General features: G+C 57.4%; 14 protein-coding genes. 7 read left to right on the forward strand and 7 right to left on the reverse strand.

The window, feature by feature from the left end; genetic code table 11:
• Positions 1-6 precede the first annotated feature (6 nt).
• The 5 genes from ACYQ54_RS27350 to pdxR all read right to left on the reverse strand — a co-directional run bounded on the left by ACYQ54_RS27350 (position 7) and on the right by pdxR (position 5,679).
• Entirely contained in the window at positions 7-867 is an 861-nt protein-coding gene (locus ACYQ54_RS27350; RefSeq protein ID WP_460088088.1) for an ABC transporter permease, read from the reverse strand.
• 12 nt (positions 868-879) lie between these two features.
• A complete protein-coding gene (locus tag ACYQ54_RS27355; protein WP_460088089.1) occupies positions 880-1,749 on the reverse strand; it encodes an ABC transporter permease in 870 nt (289 codons plus the stop codon).
• Positions 1,749-2,873, reverse strand: coding sequence for an ABC transporter ATP-binding protein (locus ACYQ54_RS27360; protein WP_460088090.1), 1,125 nt, complete (start codon positions 2,871-2,873; stop codon positions 1,749-1,751). The genes ACYQ54_RS27355 and ACYQ54_RS27360 overlap by 1 nt, the downstream gene beginning before the upstream one ends.
• A gap of 126 nt (positions 2,874-2,999) precedes the next feature.
• A complete protein-coding gene (locus ACYQ54_RS27365; RefSeq protein ID WP_460088092.1) occupies positions 3,000-4,076 on the reverse strand; it encodes an extracellular solute-binding protein in 1,077 nt (358 codons plus the stop codon).
• A 115-nt stretch (positions 4,077-4,191) separates the two neighbouring features.
• Positions 4,192-5,679 carry a MocR-like pyridoxine biosynthesis transcription factor PdxR gene (pdxR, locus tag ACYQ54_RS27370; protein WP_460088094.1) on the reverse strand — a complete coding sequence of 496 codons (1,488 nt, stop codon included), beginning with the start codon at positions 5,677-5,679 and terminating at the stop codon, positions 4,192-4,194.
• A gap of 130 nt (positions 5,680-5,809) precedes the next feature.
• On the opposite strand from pdxR, the gene ACYQ54_RS27375 reads away from it, so the two are divergent.
• Together ACYQ54_RS27375 and ACYQ54_RS27380 are read left to right on the forward strand one after the other, a co-directional pair.
• A complete protein-coding gene (locus ACYQ54_RS27375) occupies positions 5,810-6,916 on the forward strand; it encodes a mandelate racemase/muconate lactonizing enzyme family protein (protein ID WP_460088096.1) in 1,107 nt (368 codons plus the stop codon).
• A 2-nt stretch (positions 6,917-6,918) separates the two neighbouring features.
• Entirely contained in the window at positions 6,919-8,412 is a 1,494-nt protein-coding gene (locus ACYQ54_RS27380) for an aldehyde dehydrogenase family protein (RefSeq protein ID WP_460088098.1), read from the forward strand.
• A 160-nt stretch (positions 8,413-8,572) separates the two neighbouring features.
• Here the strand turns inward: ACYQ54_RS27380 and ACYQ54_RS27385 are convergent, their stop codons facing one another.
• Entirely contained in the window at positions 8,573-9,082 is a 510-nt protein-coding gene (locus ACYQ54_RS27385) for a hypothetical protein (protein ID WP_460088099.1), read from the reverse strand.
• A 2-nt stretch (positions 9,083-9,084) separates the two neighbouring features.
• Complete coding sequence (locus tag ACYQ54_RS27390) at positions 9,085-9,804, reverse strand: helix-turn-helix transcriptional regulator (RefSeq protein WP_460088101.1); 720 nt, start codon at positions 9,802-9,804, stop codon at positions 9,085-9,087.
• Between the two features lie 727 nt (positions 9,805-10,531).
• Here ACYQ54_RS27390 and ACYQ54_RS27395 point away from each other — a divergent pair.
• From ACYQ54_RS27395 to ACYQ54_RS27415, 5 genes are all read left to right on the forward strand, one after another.
• Positions 10,532-11,257, forward strand: a complete 726-nt coding sequence (locus ACYQ54_RS27395) for a hypothetical protein (protein WP_460088103.1) — start codon at positions 10,532-10,534, stop codon at positions 11,255-11,257.
• 137 nt (positions 11,258-11,394) lie between these two features.
• Positions 11,395-12,147 carry a hypothetical protein gene (locus ACYQ54_RS27400; protein WP_460088105.1) on the forward strand — a complete coding sequence of 251 codons (753 nt, stop codon included), beginning with the start codon at positions 11,395-11,397 and terminating at the stop codon, positions 12,145-12,147.
• Positions 12,148-12,360: 213 nt separating this feature from the next.
• Positions 12,361-14,331 (forward strand): hypothetical protein, encoded by a 1,971-nt coding sequence (locus ACYQ54_RS27405; protein WP_460088107.1) that lies wholly within the window; start codon positions 12,361-12,363, stop codon positions 14,329-14,331.
• Positions 14,332-14,343: 12 nt separating this feature from the next.
• Positions 14,344-16,290, forward strand: coding sequence for a type I secretion system permease/ATPase (locus ACYQ54_RS27410; protein ID WP_460088109.1), 1,947 nt, complete (start codon positions 14,344-14,346; stop codon positions 16,288-16,290).
• Between the two features lie 42 nt (positions 16,291-16,332).
• Positions 16,333-17,673 (forward strand): HlyD family type I secretion periplasmic adaptor subunit, encoded by a 1,341-nt coding sequence (locus tag ACYQ54_RS27415; RefSeq protein ID WP_460088110.1) that lies wholly within the window; start codon positions 16,333-16,335, stop codon positions 17,671-17,673.
• The last annotated feature ends 92 nt before the right edge of the window (positions 17,674-17,765 follow it).

Genomic DNA, 17,765 nt, shown 5'->3' on the forward strand with positions numbered 1-17,765 from the left:
ATGCTCCTATTGAGAGGTCTTGTCGCGCTGGATGAGAATCGAGAGCAGCGCCAGCAGTCCGGAGCCGACCATAAGCACGAAAGAGACAGCGTTGAGGACCGGCGTCGAGCCGACTTTTGCCATCCGGTCATACATGGTGATCGTTAGCGGTGCTTCCGAGCCGACAAGGAAAAGCGTGGTGTTGAAGTTTTCGAACGAGACCAGGAACGCAACGATGCCCGCCGCGATCATGGCCGGCCTCAGAAAGGGCAGCGTGATCGTGCGCAGGACCCGGACCCGGCTGGCGCCCAGATTGAAGGCTGCTTCTTCCATGGTCGCGTCGAATTTCTTCAGCCGGGCGGTGATCACCAGCGAGGTGATTGTCGCAATGAAGGAAAACTGCCCGAACACGACAAGCAGCAGGCCGGGCCGCAGGAACTCAAGCTCCAGGTCGAAGCTGTTTTCCATGTAGTTCGCGGTGTCGCTGGCCAGCACCAGAATGGAGATGCCGAGGATGACCCCCGGGATCACGAGCGGCAGGACCATCAGGATATAGAAGAAATTCTTGGCCGGAAAATCACCGCGGACGAACAGGAAGGCGTTGGTGGTGCCGACAAAGACCGACAGGGCGGCAACGAAGATTGCGATCACGAAGGAGTAATAGAGCCCCTGCAGCAGCCGCCGGTCATGGAACATGCCCAGCTTCGGTTCCGTATCGCCGAAGAACCAGTCCAGTGTGAAGCCTTGCCAGGGCAAGGCCGGAAACAGGCTGTCGTTGAAGGCGAAGGCTCCGGCCGAGATCAGTGGTGCTGCCAGGAAGATGAAGAAGGCGACGATATAGAGCCGGTAACCGATCAGGAACGGGGAGGCTTTCTTTTGCGCAAGCATTGTCTGTCCTCCTCAGCTCTTGGCCACGGTATTGGCGAGGGTTTGGCCGGAAAGCTTCAGCCCGAGCCAGATTACGACGGAGGTGAAGAGAAGCAGTAACATGCCGAAGGCTGCGCCTCCCTCCCAGTTGAAGCGCGTGATGAACTGGTTGTAGATCTGCTCGGTGAACCAGCTTGAATTCTTGCCGCCAAGCAGGATCGGCGTGAGGTAGGAACCCGCCGTCAGCATGAAGGTCACGATGCAACCGGCCACGATGCCGGGCATGGCATAGGGAATGATGATCCGGCGCAGCACGGTGAAGCCGTTGCCGCCCAGATTGTAGCCGGCCTCGATCATGGAATTGTCCATGCCGTCGAGCGTGGAAACCAGCGGCACGATCATGAACAGGATCACGGTGTAGACGAGACCGATGATGACAGCGATATCGTTGTAGAGAAACTCGACCGGCTCACCGATAAGTCCCGTCCAGAGCAGGAAATTCGAAATCACCCCGGTCTCCCGCAGCAGCAGGATCCAGCCGAAGGAACGGATCAGGTCGCTGACCCAGAGCGGGATCAGGCAGAGCAGGAACAAGCCGCCACGGGCGCGCGGACCGGCGATCTTGGCGATGTAATAGGCGATCGGGAAACCGATCAGCAGTGCGAGTGCCGTCACCAGCAACGACATGGAACCGGTCCTTAGAAGGGTGTTCCAGTAGATCGGTTCGTTGATGAAATCCAGGTAGTTGGCGAAGCTGTATTCATAAACGCGTGGGGCCACCTTCTCGCGGAACGACAGCAGCACCATGCCGATATGCGGCAGGATGATCAAAAGCAGGATCCACAGCGCGAAGGGCGAGAACAGCAGGATCAGCGAGAGCCGTTTGATGTCCTTGTTCTGCATCACGCGCTCCCCGAGCGGGTAAAGCACATGGCCTGGCGGGACGACCAGACAAGGCGCACGTCCTCGCCTGGTTTCAGGTCGTTGTTGCCGGTCACCGTCACATCGGATTCGATCAGTTCGCCGCTGCCGGTGCGCACCAGCACGCGGCTGTTGGCGCCATTGAAGAGCAGGCTGTCGATGACGCCGCTCATCTGGTTGTCGCCATCCGCCGCGGCCTGATCTGTCTCGGCAGCACGCACGGTGCGAATGAATTCCGGACGCACGAAAATGTCGACCTTGTCGCCATCACGGATTGTCTGGCCCGCACCTGCGCTGAAGCTCATGGACAATCCCTGATCCGTTTCGACCATGCCTCCGGTGGCGTCAGCGGATTTCACCGTGCCGGACCAGCGGTTGCTGTCGCCGACAAAACCGGCGACGAAGGCCGTCTTGGGCTGGTGGTAGAGTTCCTGCGGCGTACCGATCTGTTCGAACAGACCCTGATTCATGATGGCGACGTTGTCGGACATCACCAATGCTTCGGACTGATCGTGGGTAATGTAGATGAAGGTGGTGTTGAACTGGTGCTGCAACAGCTTCAGCTCGATCTTCATCGCTTCGCGCAGCTTCAGATCGAGCGCGCCGAGCGGTTCGTCGAGCAGCAAGACGTCCGGGTCAAGCACCATGCAGCGTGCAATCGCGATCCGCTGCTTCTGTCCGCCGGAAAGCTGGTGGATTTCGCGTTCGCCGACATCGGGCAGGGCAATCCGCTCCAGCACATCCTGCACCTTGCGCTTGATGTCGGCGTTGCCGACGCCTGCGCATCTGAGGCCATAGGCAATGTTTTCGTAGACGTTCATCATCGGGAACAGGGCCAGATGCTGGAACACCATCTTGACGTTGCGCCGGTTGGGCGGCACGCCGAGCACGGATTTGCCCTTGATCCGGATATCGCCGGAGGTGGGGTCCTCGAACCCTGCGATCATGCGCATCAGGGTCGTCTTGCCACAGCCCGACGGACCGAGAATGGAGAAGAACGAGCCGCTCGGAATCTCGAAGGAGACACCCTTGACGGCACGAAACCCGCCAAAGCTTTTGGCGAGGTCGAGACATTCAAGATCGTAGGCGGGGGAGGTGTGTTTCATGAATGCGGGCCAACTGGATAGGATCGGGGTTTGGAGCGTCGGGTGGTCCCGGCTGCTCCTCTCCGGTTTTTTGATTGTTTCGTAGACGAAGGACTGCCGGAGTGGCTCCGGCAGTCCTGGTACTGATCAGCCGCCTGTGGCTGCCTTGATCTTCTCAAGGGTCTTGCCTTCCATGTCTTCCACGCCGGGAGGAATGTTGGCAAAGAACTTGAGATTGTCGATGTCGGCTGCGGTGAAGGCCGCGTTGACGGCTGCCTTCTTGTCTTCCGGCAGCAGGTCGGTGCCGCCCTTGACCGCGGCAATCGCGCCGGTGCTTCCGGACATGATGGTCACGTTTTCGGGCCGCAGCACGAAGTTGATCCATTTGTAGGCGGCGTCATCGGCCTTGCCCTTGCGCGGCAACGCGAAGGTATCGATCCAGGCGAGTGCCCCTTCCTTCGGCGGAACGAAGACGATGTTCTGGTTCTGGTCATAGAGCTTGTAGGCGGTCGAATCCCAGGTTTCGGAAGCAACGATTTCGCCCGACAGCATCATGGCGGAGAGGTCGTCTCCGCCTTTCCAGTAGGCCTTGATGTTGTCCTTGCACTCGATCAGCTTGTCGGCAACCTTGTCCAGGATCCCCTGGTATTTCTCGAGGTCCGAATAGGCCGCGAACGGGTCTTCACCCATCGAGAAGGCCGTGCCGAGCAGGATGGTGCGCTTCAGGCGCATCGAGGTCTTGCCCTTGTAGGCAGAGTCGCAAAGATCCGCCCAGCTCGAGATGTCCGGTGCCTTGGTCTTGTCGGCCATCAGGCCGGATGTGCCCCACTGATGGGGAACCGCGTAGACCTCGCCTTCGATCGTCGTGTTCGCCTTCACGCCGTCGAGCAGCTTGGCTTCCATCACGTCGGTATCGATCTTGGAGAGATCCATCGGCTTGTAGATGTCATATTCCAGCTGGGCCGCATAGATGCGGTCGTGGCTCGGCTGGGCCAGGTCGAAACCCGCACCGCCGGTGGCACGCAGCTTGGCAATCATTTCCTCGTTGTTGGAGAAGGTGACTTCAACGTCGATGTCCGGATATTCTTCTTCAAATTTTTGGACCAGTTCGTCGGGGGCATAAGACCCCCAGGTCAACAGGCGCAGGGTCTCTGCCTGGGCAGAGCCGGCACCCGCAAGCATGGTTGCGGCCAACAGGCCGGTTAGTGTTGTTTTCAAATGCATGACGTCCTCCTGAATGCACTCAGCGTACTAACCGGAAAAAAGCCTAGGTTGGAATTGGCCTGCCAAATATATCCATTGCAGATAATTTAGCAGTCCAATTGACAGGACGTGCACCTTAGCTGGTGCAGCAATCCGGCAGGATTTTCTTGAGAACCTTCATGCCTTTGCGGATGTCTTCCTGTGCGGAACTGCCGAAGCCTAGGACAATGCCGCGCTGCGGTATCCGCCCCAGGGCGTAGCGTGAAAGCTGCACGGTGGTGATGCCGTGTTTCGCCGCTTCGGTGACGATCCTGTCTTCGTCGTAAGCACTCGACAAAAGGCCGACGGCATGAAAGCCGCTGCTGGTCGGTTGCAGGTCGATATCTCCGGCAAGGCCTGACGCCTCCGCCATCAGGGTATCGTGGCGGTGTTTGTAGAGCTGGCGCATGGTGCGGATGTGCGTTGCGAACATGCCTTCGTCCATGAATTCGGCGACGATCGCCTGGGTGACCGTCGGGACGCCCGCGAGCCACGTCAGGCAGACCCTTTCGAAGCTCTCCACCAGGCCTTCCGGCACCAGCACGAAACCGAGCCTGAGGGCCGGAAACAGGGACTTCGAAAAGGTGCCGATGTAGATCACCCGGCCGTGGGTATCGATGCTCTTGAGGGTCGGTGGCGGCTGATCGCCAAAGTAGAACTCGCCGTCATAGTCGTCCTCAACGATCATCGCGTCGGCTTCGTTGGCAGCCTTCAGAAGCGCCAGGCGCCGGGAAAGGCTCATGACGTGTCCAAGCGGCTGCTGGTGAGACGGCGTGACGAAGGCAAGCCGGAAGTACGGGGCCTTGGCGAGTCCGTCCTCGATGCAAAGGCCTTCCTCATCAACGGCGACCGGGATCGGCCGAGCTCCTATGGCAACAAAGGCATTGCGTGCGCCGATAGCGCCGGGGTTTTCAAACCAGACCGGCTCGCCCGGATTGACCAGCATGCCACCGACCAGGGAAAACGCGCGCTGGGCGCCGTTGGTGATGAATATTTGTTCCGGATCGCATTTGATGCCGCGGGAGGCGTTGAGCTGGCGGGCAATCGCCCGGCGCAGCGGCATGTAACCGAAGGGTTCGCCATATCCGGCGATGTGGTCGCGGTCCTTGCGCCAGTGACGGGCGGAGAGCTTTGCCCATTGTGCCATGGGAAAGGCATCGAGCGCCGGCAGTGCGGTGACGAAGGCCTGCGACTTGTGCGGCAGGCGCGAGCGCAAGGTGAAGTCCGGGATGGCGTGCCGGGTGGCGTGGGAAAGGCGCGGCACGACCGGGGTGATATCGCTTGCCTCCTGCGAGGGTTTCGGCGCGAGCCGGGCGTTCAGGGCCTCGCTGACAAAGGTTCCGGCACCGACCCGTGCTTCCAGAAGGCCTTCAGCAATCAGGCGGTCGATCGCGTCGATCACCGTCGTTCGGGAGACGCCTATCTCCTGCGCGAGGGTGCGTGTTGCCGGCATCCGGTCACCCGGGGTCAGGGCGCCGGTCAGCAGCAGGTCGCGCAAGGCCATGTAGAGCTGGATCGAAATTTTCTTTTCGGCCGTCTTGTCGATCTTGATCGACGAGAGCACAGCGCCGGCATGCCGTTTCATCGCATTCTCCCAAATTGGTATGAGAGTTTGCGCAAAACGGACCTTCTATCAAGTCCAATTCTGGATAAGGGTCGGTTTCGGAGCCAACCCCTATCCATCGGGACCGTCCGTCCAAGGACCTGATACGACGATGAAAATACAATCAATAGAAACATTTACAAATGAGTTTGTCTGCTTCGTCCGTGCAACTGCCGAGAACGGCGCGACCGGATGGGGGCAGGTTGCGCCTTACTATGCGGATATCACCGCGGAGGTCGTCCATCGTCAGGTCGCGCCCTACGCGCTGGGCGAAGACGCTTTCGACATCGAACTCCTGATGGAGATCATCCCGGAGCGGGAGCACAAGTTTCCAGGCTCCTATCTGCGCCGGGCGATGGGAGGGCTGGACACTGCGCTGTTCGACCTGCGCGGCAAGCTGGAAGGAAAGCCGGTGTGCGAACTGCTGGGTGGAACGCCGGGCAAGGTGCGGGCCTACGGATCGTCGATGAAGCGCGACATCACACCGAAGGACGAGGCCGAAAGGCTCAAGAAACAGCAGGACCTTTACGGCTTTGACGCCTTCAAGTTCCGGATCGGCGCCGAATGCGGGCACGACCAGGACGAATGGCCGGGGCGGACGGAAGAAATCGTGCCGACCATGCGCAAGGCCTTCGATGACGACACGGCGCTGCTGGTCGACGCAAACTCCTGCTATTCGCCGGCAAAAGCCATCGAGATCGGTCGGTTCCTGGAAGCCAACGGCATTTCCCACTATGAGGAACCCTGTCCCTATTGGCACTATGACCAGACCAAGCAGGTGACGGATGCACTCGACATCGACGTGACGGGCGGTGAACAGGATTGTTCGCTGGTGGACTGGAAACGCATGATCGATGACCGGATCGTCGATGTCATTCAGCCCGATGTCTGTTACCTCGGCGGCATGGTCCGAACCATGAAGGTGGCGCAGATGGCACATGAGGCCGGAATTCCCTGCACGCCGCATGCAGCCAACCTGTCGCTGGTGACGCTGTTCACCATGCATCTGCTGCGGGCCATTCCGAATGCCGGCAAGTATCTCGAATTCTCGATCGAGGAAGCGGATTATTATCCCTGGCAGTACGGCCTCTTCACATCGTCTCCTTTCGAGATTGCCGACGGCCACGCCACGGTAACGGACATGCCGGGCTGGGGTGTCGAGATCAGTCCCGATTGGCTGGCGAAATCCACTTACAAGATCAGCTCCCTGGAAGGCTAACGATGTCGGCAGCACGTGAACTCATTGCGGAATATCGGGCCACCGGCACGCTGAAAGCACTGCCGCTCGGCCATTTCATCGACGGCAGCTTCACGCAGCCGTCCCATAACCGGACCCTGGAAAGCTTCGATCCAGGACGAGGCGAAGCCTTTGCGCGTTTCACGGCCGGAACCGCCGGGGATGTCGATCAGGCGGTGCAGTCGTCAAAGACCGCTTTCGAGACGGTCTGGCGCGACATGGCGCCGGTGGAACGGTCGCGGATCCTCCTGAATGCCTCCCGGCTGATCCTGGCAAATCTTGATCTTCTGGCGGTGGCAGAAACGCTGGACAGCGGCAAGCCGCTGCAGGAAGCCCAGGGCGATGTGCGCGGTGCTGCCCGGACCTTCGAATATTACGCGGGGGCGTGCGACAAGCTGCAGGGTGACAGCTTTCCGCTCGGGCCGAATTACATCGGTTACGCCATTCACGAGCCGGTGGGCGTTACGGCGCATATCATTCCGTGGAATTTTCCGATCTCGACGGCCGCGCGCGGATTTGCGCCCGCACTGGCGGCCGGCTGCACCGTTGTGGCAAAACCTGCCGAACAGACACCGTTCACGGCCCTGCTTCTGGCGAAGATCCTGCACGATGCCGGACTGCCGGACGGTGTTTGCAATGTCGTCACCGGAACGGGGGTCGAAACCGGCGCTCCGCTGACATCTCATCCGGACGTCGACCACATCACCTTTACCGGTTCGGTCCAGACCGGGCGAGCCGTCATGAAGGCGGCAGCCGACGAAATCACCCGCGTGGTGCTGGAACTTGGCGGAAAGTCGCCGGTGGTCGTGCTGGGTGATTGCGACCGCGAACAGGCGCTCTCCGGTGTGCTTGGCGCGATTTATGAAAATGCCGGGCAGATCTGCTCGGCCGGGTCTCGTCTCGTGATCGAAAAAAGCATTCATGCGGAGTTTGTCGCTGAGCTGGTCAAGCGCACAAAGGCGTTGAAGCTTGGGCATGGTCTGGGCAATCCGGATGTGGGCCCGGTCAATTCCGCAGAGCATCTGGCCAAGGTGGCAGGCTTCGTCGACCGTGCAAGGGCGCGGGGTGCCGACGTTGTGACGGGCGGTGCCGTCGTGGCCGATCCGGAGAACGGCAAGGGCTGGTTTTATGATCCGACGATCGTCGACAGCGTGGCGGCAAGTGACGAGCTGGCACAGGAAGAGATCTTCGGGCCGGTGCTGACCGTGCAGGTGGCAGATGATCCCGAGCACGCGCTGGCACTTGCCAACGACTGCCAATATGGGCTGGTCGCCGGTATCTACACTTCCGACTTTGCAAAAGCCCATCAGCTCGCCCGCAAGATTGATGCAGGGCAGATCTACATCAACGAGTATTTTGCCGGAGGCATAGAAGTGCCTTTTGGTGGCAACAAGAAATCCGGTTTCGGCCGCGAGAAAGGTCTCGAAGGGCTCAAGAGCTACTGCAAGACAAAAAGCATCGCCGCCAGGATCGGCTAGGGTGCTGCCCATTTATGGGGTCACAGCCTGGAGCAGAGGTCAGCCAGCCGGATCGGACCGATCCGAACCTGCTCAAATATCCTGTATCCTCCCCTGGAAGGCCGGTTCGGTTCGCCGATCCGGCCTCTTTTTTCGAGGGAATGTGTTTCGGCAGGAGGTCTCAGACCGGAAAACTGCGACGCTTGAAGTACTCCCAGAGCGACCTGTTAAGCGTCTGCGTTTTCTTGATCGTCTCCCTGACGAGCGAGATTTCACGGGAGTTGATCGGGCTGGATTTGCCGTATTCGATCTTGTGTTTCTGGTCGCTGATGCGCATCAGAATAGTTGACGCATTGCGGCCTTCATTGTCGAACGAATAGATGCAATGATTGTATTTGTTTTTTAATTTCAATATTTTGTGCATGTCCCGTGTGAGGGCCAGCACCTCTTCCCGCAAATCCGGTTTCTGGGTATCCAGCTTGGCCAGGCGCTCGACAAGATCAATCCTGGCCCGCGACGTGTTGAGGGTCAGGAAGATCACCGTTGCAACTTCCTTGGAAACACCGGCGAGGCCCGCGATCATGTGGATCAGCAGGCTCTCCGTGTTGGTCCAGGTGTAATTCAACCGGCCCATGAGGGTCAGAAACGTCTGAAATTCATCCGTAATTTGAGACGTTTCGGCGGTGCTCATCGTCAAGCCTTGAAATTGGGTGGACGTTGCTCTGTCTGAAGGAAGATCGCAGCGGCTTCCGTTCTGTTGGAGACGCCAAGCTTTGAGATGATGTGATGAATGTGAAGCTTGATGGTATGTTCCGACAGCGACAGTTTGCCGGCAATGTTCTTGTTCTGGTGGCCTTCGGAAATGAGGCGCAGAACTTCGGTCTCCCGCTTTGTAAGCTTGCCGAACTGGTTCTTGGCTCGGGAGCGGTGCTTGCGCGGCTGTATGGCCGGGGCGGCCGCGTAAGGACGTTCGATTCCCATGTATTTGATCGCGTCAGCCGGCAGGTAATGTCCGCCGTTCAACATGAGGCGGATCGCGCCGAGCCAGAGGTCGATCCGCAGGTTCATCGGCAATACGCTCTTGATCAAGCCCTCGTGGAAATAGTCGCTGATGATCGAAGGGAAAGACAAATCGTCGTTGATCAGCATGCAAAGGTTTGCTTCGGGAAAGTTTTTCCGCAGGCAGGCTACGGACTCCTTGCGTTCGGCGCTGAATCCTTCGTCAATCAGGAAGAGGCGTTTTGAAAATTCCGTGCGGCGCTCGGAGCGATAGAGATCAATTTTTTGTCTGATGCGGACGAAACGTCCATTTTCTATTTCCCGGTCAATAACCCCCTCAAGTTCCTTCGGAAACTTTTCGGAAGCGCCAACATAATAGATCGAACCTTTGTTTTCGTAATCTACGCTTTCCATTACTATCACCCCTACATATAAGCTATAATTTAATAAGGACTCTATTTCGCTTGTACTTGCCTAAGCAGGACCAAGGAGAATCGTGTTTTGAAAATATTGAGTCGGCTTATTTTGCCGTCGGCTTTCGCCTTTTGGATTCAACGCAATAAAAAATATAATCTTGGTTATTCAAATCAAGGATAGGTGCCAGATTTGGAAGACTGTGTGAAAAAATATCGGTCGCCCAAAGCACAATATTATCAAAGAATTGTGCGGCATTCCCTTAGTCTGAATTTCTCCTCACCCATAACTTGTATATAACAAACTTACCCTAGGTTATATTAATAATTCGATTTATTTTTTGATCAAGTTTTGCTTTAAGTTATTCAAATTAGGCGCTTTTTCTGTGTTTCATCATTTACCAATTCCGTTAAATATGAACGAAACGTAAATGGTTAATATTTAGCTAAGATTTCCGGCTTATTGAATTCGTTCCGGTCTGACATTGTTTTCGTTGGCTGGAGAGATGCCAGATTTGCGTAATTCCTCGGAATGGGAATTCCCCTTTCAGGTTTTAATTTCCGGTCGAAGAGTAAATGGAGCGGCTAATCCTTCTTTGATTAGCTGATGTGGTTCATTTCGCCATTTTCCATTTGATCTGGGGCGGTAACGCCCCTCTTAACCACGACGGCTCTATGCAAATCGATAGAAGACGATCTGCCGAGCTGTCCGATCTGAGGACAGAACCATGAGCGAATACGTTTGGCATAAAAACGAGCTGAACATCGATAAGTCGTATAATCCGACTTATTCTCGTGAGTATAACACCAATTTTAACCACGAAACGAACATCGACAATTCGAAGAGCTACGAGTGGGAATACTCGGACGACGACAACACCCAGGATGTAAATAACCAGGTGTTCAAATATGTCGACAGCGACTTCGATCCCGTCATCAACGTTGATTTCGAGAACGGTCCTTCGGACGTCGACAACATTGACCTGGACATTGGCGATCATGCCAGTGTCGATGACATCCTGATTGCAAAGGGCAACATCGACTTCGATCCGGGTGATGACATCAAGGTCGAAGACGTCCTCAACGATGCGCTGAACGGTCTTGGGAACGATACCGGCCTCGTCATCAACAACAGCAACCAGCTGGAAGACAACGACCAGGCCACAGACACCTACGTCGCCAACGAGTCACCCTTTACGCAGAAGCTGACTGCGAACGGCGGCTGGGCTGAAGCAGACGACGGTCTGGCGTTCGGTGGTTCTTCCTTGACCGTGGACGCCCTCGATGACGCGACGGTGATCGGTGAAGTGATGGCTGCTGCCAACGCCGCCAATGCAGCCGAAGCGTTCGTCAACGAGCTGGTGCAGGGTGCGAACATCCTCAACAACTCGGTCGATACCACGATGGTTGGTGGCGATCTCTACACCGACAGTGTTGGTGAAGACGATCTCTAAGATGTTCGAAAGGCGCTGCGGTTTTCTGTTTCGGACCTGTTTCCGTAATCCCGGCTGCGCCCGTCTCCAAGTCAGAATGCGGTTCGATCGTCAGTCTTACGAGGCTTGGCTCACCGCGATGAACAAGGACTATTATCATGTCTGGTAAGCGTGGAACTCAATTCAATTACTCTGATTTCGATGCAGTCGATGACTCCAAGATCATCAACAAAGCCGAAGTGGTGATGAACTTCGAAGAAGGTTTTGTTTATGACGATGACGATGTTGTGGACATTGACCTGGAAGAATGCGCCGAAGTTGACGAGATGCTCGTGAGTGTCAATGGCAGCATCGACTACAGCCCCGGCGATGACATCACCGTTGAGGATATTCTGAACGAAGCACTCAATGGCGGTGGCAACGATACCGGTGTCGTGCTCAACAACAGCAACCAGCTGGAAGACAACGACCAGGCTGAAGGCACGACGGCGACCAACGAAGCCAGCTTCAACCAGACCCTGAATGCCAGGGGTGGCGATGCCGTTACCGACGACGGTATTTCGGCCGGTGGCTCCAGCGGTTCGGGAAGCATTGATGCTGAAATGAATGCGTTTGGCGGTCATGTCGGCAACTGGTTCGGCCATGCCGGGTTCCACGGCATGTCTGTTGACCTGGAAGGCAACCTGGAAATCGATGATCTCGGTTCCGGCAGCGTCAGCGTAATCGCTGACGACGATGCTCTGGTCCAGGGCATGAATGCGGCCGAAGCATCTGCTTCCAACGATGCGTCTGCATTCACCAACACCCTCGTGCAGGGCGAAAACATCCTGAACAACTCCGTCGACATGACCATTGTCGGCGGCAACATGGACAGTCTCATGACTGGCGAAGATCTCGGCTCCCTGAGTTGAGCCGGGTCACACCTGAATTGATTTTCAATTCCTGACAACAGCAGGAGGCGCGGAGCCCAGTCGCTCCGCGCCTCCTGGATGCGGCCTCTCGTATTCAAAATTCGCGCGAGTTTGACCGCGAATACGACCCATCACCCAGTTTTGGGGGCTGACATGTTTTTTTATGACGACCTTACGCGTGAAGCGATTTCACATTTTGTAGGAAGTTTTTCCATGTCTCTCGAGGAGGCTCGTGCCCGCCTCGAATATCTTGAATTCCGCGCGGCGCAGCTTGCTGCCGAAGAGGCCGAGCAAGGCGACACGATGAAGGCTCTGCTGACGATCAGGCCTGAATATCAGCTGCTCGACCTCAACCCGAATATCCATTACGAATTTACCGGTTACCAGTTTTACGACGACATTCCTGCTGTCCTGAACTTTAAAGAGTGGGACGGCATCGGCATGAGAGCAAATCTGACGCTGCCGCCGAATGATGGAACCTACAATCCCTATACCATCGCCCTGACGGGCGGTATCCAGATCATAACGTTTCACAGGGAGGTGCTTCCCAACAGTTTTGCCGTGGTGTCCCGGTCGGAAAACCTGCTGGAGGACAACGACTACCTGTCGAACACGGGCCTTCATTACCATTTCGATTATCATGCTCCATCGCTCATTGCCTTTGTTGATGCGCTGGAAGCGGCCGGAATTGCCGGCCGGTTCGGTTATTCGGAAGCGGATAATCCGGCGGGCAATCTGGAGGCGGCGATCACCAGCTGGGCGGACACGGTCGAGGCCATGCAGTCTGGTGCTCCGGGGGCGGGCCAACAGGTTCTGGCGATCGGAGAAGGTACCGGTCAGCTTTATCAGAACGGGGTCGTCGTGGAGGAAGCTGCCCGTCTCAACGATGTCATCGAGCGGCTGAAGGGACGTGCTCCCGATGAGGATACCGACGACCTATCCGAGGAGATGGTCTCCCAAGGGCCGCAAAGCGCTTCGGGCGAGACAGCCTTGCTGGTGGACACGGCCGGAAGTTCCGCATCGTTGCAAATTGGTGCGGGCAATAACACGCTGATCAACCAGGCGATCCTGGTGGATGTCTGGGGCAAGGCAGCGACCATAGCCGTTGCCGGCGATTTTTACGATCTGGACATCATCAGCCAGACCAATGTGCTGGCATCGCCGCATCTTGCGAATCCTGGCGAGTGGGCAACGGATCCGAGTACCGGTAGCTACAACATCGCGTCGATCTTCAGCACCGGTTCGGATCTGCCGGTGGATGTTGCGCCAGCGGGCAATCATGCCTTTTGGGACGTCACCTTTCACGATGGTGACATGACCTTCGTCAACTGGCTGACCCAGACGAACTATCTGGTCGACAACGACACTATCGTCTACCAGGAAGACGGCTCGGGCACGACGATCATGTCGGGCGGGAACGTTCTGACGAACGCTCTCAACCTGACGGAACTGAGCACCTTCTTCGATCTGGTCCTGATTGGCGGCAATTACTATTCGGCCAATGTGATCAGCCAGATGAACGTCCTGGTCAATTTCGATCAGATCATTGCCGAAGGATCGGAAGACGCTTTCGGACCACTGTCTGCACCTGACGATCAGATCGACAATCTGCTGTGGAACGAGGCCTATATCGTTTCCAGCTACAATTCTTCCGTCGTTGATCTGGATCCGGTGAGCGCAAACCGTATCGCAACAGCGGAAGAGGACGATCTCGGCGATGACTTCCTGTCCGGGCTCTACAGCGGGTCGGCCTCGCCCTTCAATCAACTGAACGTTCTTTATATCTCCGGTGATGTCTACGACATCAACTACCTTGAGCAGGTCAACATCCTGGGCGACAGCGACAGCATTGCCACGCTCGGGGTCGATGTCACTGACGAAGACACCAGCATCAACGGCGATTCAAACCTTCTGTACAACGCCGCTGTGATTCAGGAACCCGGCGTGGACAACGTCATCCGCGTGGGCGGCGAAACCTATTCGGAAGCCATGCTCTATCAGGCGGAGATTCTGACGGCAGATGTGGCGCAGCCGGACGAGGGAGCAGCGCATCTTGCGTCCGAAGCCGTGGTGTTTCTGGCGGACGGCATGCTGACCGATGCCGACAGCAACATTGAATCAGTCAATCTGAACCAAATGCCGGACGAGGTTTGTGTCGACCCGATGGCAACGATGGTTGCTTAGGGGAGGCAACGCATGACTATTTCCTACGATGTTGCCGATGGGCAGCGAACGCATCGTGCCGGAGAGCCGCAAGTCCTGGGCCCGGATACCGAAAAGAGCGATGCACGGCTCGTCGGTGCCGACGCCGTATCCGCGGCCGGGCCGGCCCTGAAGTCGGGGGACGTAAAGGCAAAACCGGCAAGCGGACACAAGTCCGGCTGGTTCGGTTCCGGCAAGGCAAAGGCCGAAAAGCCCGGATTTCACCGCCGTACTCCACCGCCGGATCTTTCCTCGGCGCTTGACAACGGCATCGCCGCCGTGCGGCGAAACCTTCTCATCGTGCTGCTGTTTTCCTGCGTTATCAATGTCCTGGTGCTGGCAATTCCGGTCTATCTTTTCCAGATCTCCGACCGGGTTCTGACCAGCCGCTCGCTCGACACCTTGGTGATGCTGACCACCGTTATCATCGGGGCCGTCTTGCTGCAGGCAGCCTTTGATGCCATTCGCCGGTTCATCCTGATGCGCACGGCGGTCGAACTTGCGTCGCAATTGGGGTCACCGATCCTTGCGGCCGCGGCAAGGGCTTCACTCAACAGCAATGGCAAGGAATATCAGATCCTGAACGACCTGCAGCAACTGCGGGGCTTTCTGGTGTCGGGTACCATGATGGCGTTTCTTGATGGTCCCTTCGCGCCGCTGTTCCTGGTGGCGATCTACCTCATTCATCCGCATCTGGGAATGATTGTCGGCGGAACTTGTGTGATCCTGCTCGTGATCGCGGTCATCAACCAGAAGATCACGTCCCGCCATTTCAGCGACGCCAACCAGAACCAGAGCAAGGCGAACCTGCACCTGGATGCCATGTCCAGAAACTCGCAGATCATCAACGCCCTGGCCATGATCCCGGAAGCCGTGCACCTGTGGGGTCGCGACACTGCTGCTTCGCTTCGTTCCCAGGTGAGTGCGCAGGACAGAAACATCGTCTCGGCCTCCATCACCAAGGCTGTGCGTCTCCTGACGCAGGTCGGCATGCTCGGCTGGGGGTCTTTTCTCGCCATCCAAGGCGAACTCACCGGCGGCATGGTGATTGCGGCCTCCATCATCGGCGGCCGTGCGCTATCGCCCATCGAAGGGGCAATCGAAGGCTGGAACCAGTATCTGCTGTCGCGCAATTCCTATGGCAGGATCTCGACGCTGCTGAAATCGTCACCGCTCAATTCCGAACGCCTCGTTCTGCCCAAGCCGCAGGGCCGGCTTGATGTCGAGCGTCTGCTTTATGTGCCCCAGGGCACCAAGCGGGTCGTGCTCAACAGCGTTACCTTCTCGTTGAAAGCCGGTGACTCCCTGGCAATCATCGGCAATTCGGGGGCCGGCAAGACGACGCTCGGCAAGATGTTGGTCGGCTCTATCCTGCCGACGTCGGGTGCGGTCCGCCTGGACCTGATGGACCTGCGCAACTGGAACCAGCGGCAGCTTGGTGAAAACATCGGCTATCTTCCGCAGGACGTTCAGTTGTTTCCCGGGACGATCAAGCAGAACATCGGTCGCATGCGCGAAGATGCCTCCGATGAGCAGATCTACGAAGCGGCTTGTCTTGCAGACGTGCACACCATGATTTCCGAGCTGGCGCATGGTTACGAGACGGTCGTTGCAGCCGACGGTGCGCCGCTGTCCGGTGGGCAAAAACAGCGGATCGCGCTTGCAAGGGCCTTTTTCGGCAATCCGCGTTTCGTCGTTCTCGACGAACCCAACTCCAACCTGGACACCAATGGTGACGAGGCGCTTGCAAGGGCAATGGCACACGCCAAGTCCGAAGGCATCACCGTTGTCGCGATCACGCAAAAGCCATCGCTGCTGAAATGCGTCGACCGGATCCTCGTTCTGGCCGATGGCTCCATCAGCATGTTCGGCTTCCGCAACGAGGTGCTCGAGTATCTCGCAGACCGGAAGAAGCAAAAAGCGGTTCAGCAAAAAGGATAAGCGCGGTCGGCCGGGAGGGCCGGATCAAGCCTGGGGGAAAACATGAGCAACGCTCTGACACAATACGAACCGATGGACTGGTATTCGGCAGTGCCGCGATCGATCTTCTGGCACACGCTGATCGGGGTCTTCCTGATGGTCTTTTTCATCGGTGGCTTTGCCGCCTGGTCGTTTACCGCGCCGCTGGCGGCTGCGGTAATCTCGAGCGGAACCTTTGTCGCGACTGGACAGAACAAGCAGGTCCAGCACTATGAGGGCGGGATCGTGAAGGAGATCCTGGTGCAGGAAGGCGCGCGCGTTAGACAAGGCGATCCGATCGTCCTTCTCGACGAAACCGTCGCATCGGCGAACGAGCGTCAGCTGGGGCTGAAGCTGGCCCGGCTGGAAGCGATCAACGCCCGTTTGCGCGCCGAATATCTCTGGCTGGACGAAGTGGAATTTCCAAAAACACTACTCGACAATAAGGATGACGAGGAAATTGCCACCATCATCGCTGGGCAGAAGCTTAGTTTTATCGGATCCCAGACCAAGCTGACGAGTGATATCAGAATTCTGGAAAGCACGATCGCTTCTCTCCGGCACCGGCATGACGGTTACCGGGAACAGCATGATTCCATGATCAAGCAGCTTGCGATCCTGAAGGAGGAGCACAAGGGCAAGAAACATCTTTTCGAAAAAGGCCTTCTGCTGAAGCCAACCCTGAATGCGCTTGAAAGAGCGATTGCCGAAGCGGAGGGGCAGATCGGGCGATTGGCGGCCTCCATGCAGGAAGCCAAAGCCCAGGTGCTGCAGCATCAAGAGCAGGTCAAGCAGACGCGGGCCGCCTATAACGAGAAGGTACTCGACGACCTGCAAGCCATTGAAGCAGAGCTGGACGCAGCGAGGGAACAGTCCCGCAAGGCGCGCAACGTTCTGGAACGGGCTGTCATCCAGGCTCCGGTATCGGGCACCATCGTGCGCATGCACTACCACACGGCCGGCGGGGTTATCGAAAGCGGCAAGACGATTGTCGAAATCCTGCCCACCGATGCGCCGCTGATCATCGAGGCACTGATTTCCAGAACGGACATCGACAGCGTTCATATCGGTCAGCCTGCCACGATCCGCCTGTCCGCCCTCAACCAGCGGACGACCCCGGTGCTGGAAGGCGAAGTGCAATATGTCTCGGCTGATGCGATCACCGACAACAGCACCGGAATGGTCCGAGAAGTCTATGTCACCCGCATCGGCATTGCCCCGGGTGAGCTCACACGGGTGCTGAACTTCGTTCCGACCCCGGGCATGCCGGCGGAAATCATGATCCAAACCGCCGAGCGGACCTTCATGCAGTATCTGACCAAGCCGATCGTCGACAGCATGTCGCGCGCTTTCCGCGAGGAGTGAGCGACTGAACGCAGCCTCCCCCGATGGGCACTGCCCGGAGTTTGAGGCTGCGCAGATCCCCTATCGAGGCTGGTCAATTCCGATTGTCTGAT

The sequence above is a fragment of the Roseibium sp. LAB1 genome (genome assembly GCF_054658235.1).

What these genes read in the sequence shown, in the direction of transcription:
- ACYQ54_RS27365 (WP_460088092.1), bottom strand. Translation starts at nt 4,076, where the DNA reads ATGCATTTGAAAACAACACTAACCGGCCTGTTGGCCGCAACCATGCTT.
- ACYQ54_RS27400 (WP_460088105.1), top strand. Translation starts at nt 11,395, where the DNA reads ATGTCTGGTAAGCGTGGAACTCAATTCAATTACTCTGATTTCGATGCA.
- ACYQ54_RS27380 (WP_460088098.1), top strand. Translation starts at nt 6,919, where the DNA reads ATGTCGGCAGCACGTGAACTCATTGCGGAATATCGGGCCACCGGCACG.
- ACYQ54_RS27355 (WP_460088089.1), bottom strand. Translation starts at nt 1,749, where the DNA reads ATGCAGAACAAGGACATCAAACGGCTCTCGCTGATCCTGCTGTTCTCG.
- ACYQ54_RS27385 (WP_460088099.1), bottom strand. Translation starts at nt 9,082, where the DNA reads ATGAGCACCGCCGAAACGTCTCAAATTACGGATGAATTTCAGACGTTT.
- ACYQ54_RS27360 (WP_460088090.1), bottom strand. Translation starts at nt 2,873, where the DNA reads ATGAAACACACCTCCCCCGCCTACGATCTTGAATGTCTCGACCTCGCC.
- ACYQ54_RS27350 (WP_460088088.1), bottom strand. Translation starts at nt 867, where the DNA reads ATGCTTGCGCAAAAGAAAGCCTCCCCGTTCCTGATCGGTTACCGGCTC.
- ACYQ54_RS27395 (WP_460088103.1), top strand. Translation starts at nt 10,532, where the DNA reads ATGAGCGAATACGTTTGGCATAAAAACGAGCTGAACATCGATAAGTCG.
- pdxR (WP_460088094.1), bottom strand. Translation starts at nt 5,679, where the DNA reads ATGAAACGGCATGCCGGCGCTGTGCTCTCGTCGATCAAGATCGACAAG.
- ACYQ54_RS27410 (WP_460088109.1), top strand. Translation starts at nt 14,344, where the DNA reads ATGACTATTTCCTACGATGTTGCCGATGGGCAGCGAACGCATCGTGCC.
- ACYQ54_RS27375 (WP_460088096.1), top strand. Translation starts at nt 5,810, where the DNA reads ATGAAAATACAATCAATAGAAACATTTACAAATGAGTTTGTCTGCTTC.
- ACYQ54_RS27405 (WP_460088107.1), top strand. Translation starts at nt 12,361, where the DNA reads ATGTCTCTCGAGGAGGCTCGTGCCCGCCTCGAATATCTTGAATTCCGC.
- ACYQ54_RS27415 (WP_460088110.1), top strand. Translation starts at nt 16,333, where the DNA reads ATGAGCAACGCTCTGACACAATACGAACCGATGGACTGGTATTCGGCA.
- ACYQ54_RS27390 (WP_460088101.1), bottom strand. Translation starts at nt 9,804, where the DNA reads ATGGAAAGCGTAGATTACGAAAACAAAGGTTCGATCTATTATGTTGGC.